The 541-nt window shown below is 68.6% G+C and carries 1 protein-coding gene and 1 pseudogene; one reads left to right on the top strand and one right to left on the bottom strand.

Annotated features, from left to right (window positions below; genetic code table 11):
- Window positions 1-175, top strand: a pseudogene (locus L810_RS48005) (sulfite exporter TauE/SafE family protein); the annotation flags it as partial.
- Window positions 176-335: 160 nt separating this feature from the next.
- Here L810_RS48005 and L810_RS48305 read toward each other — a convergent pair.
- Window positions 336-541, bottom strand: a 206-nt coding sequence (locus tag L810_RS48305; RefSeq protein WP_042978507.1) for a hypothetical protein, incomplete at its 5' end; no start/stop codon positions are given.

Below are 541 nucleotides of genomic sequence, written 5' to 3'. Positions count from 1 at the left end.
CACGCGCGCGCCGCTCGACGTGACGCTGTGGTTCACCGTCGCGACCGCGCTCGGCATGGCTGCCGGTCGCGGCGCGTCGCGCCACCTCGCCGCGCGGCACGTGCAGGCCGGGTTCGCGGCCGTGCTTGTGTGTGTCGCGCTGGGGCTGCTGGCGAAGGCGGCGTTCGGCGCGTAATCGCGTACCGACCGGCGCCGACTCGACGCAGCTCGACGCGCAGCGCCTCCAGACAAAACGCCCGGCCGACTCGACGTCCGCACCGGGCGTTTTTTATCGCGGGCGCCACCGGCCAACGGCGCGACGCACCGTCGTCGTCAAGGCAGATGCTGGATGGCCGTCAATTCGGTCTTTCGAGCCATTTGCGCAGCCTGCCGGCAATCCCGGATCGCTCGACATACCCCAGCGCCGAAACCGCACACATCATTCCGATTGCCGCATACAGCAGGGCCATTTCTCCGTTCCCTGCGATGTCCGGCCAGGCTGCCTGTGTCAGAACCGCAAGAACGGTCAATCCAGCCGCACCGCCCACGATGACCAGCATCG

The organism is Burkholderia sp. AU4i (assembly GCF_000466765.1).
In the GTDB taxonomy this organism is placed as follows: Bacteria; Pseudomonadota; Gammaproteobacteria; order Burkholderiales; family Burkholderiaceae; genus Burkholderia; species Burkholderia cepacia.
The sequence above is the reverse complement of the archived record's forward strand: the minus strand, read 5'-3'. Positions and strand labels throughout refer to the sequence as shown.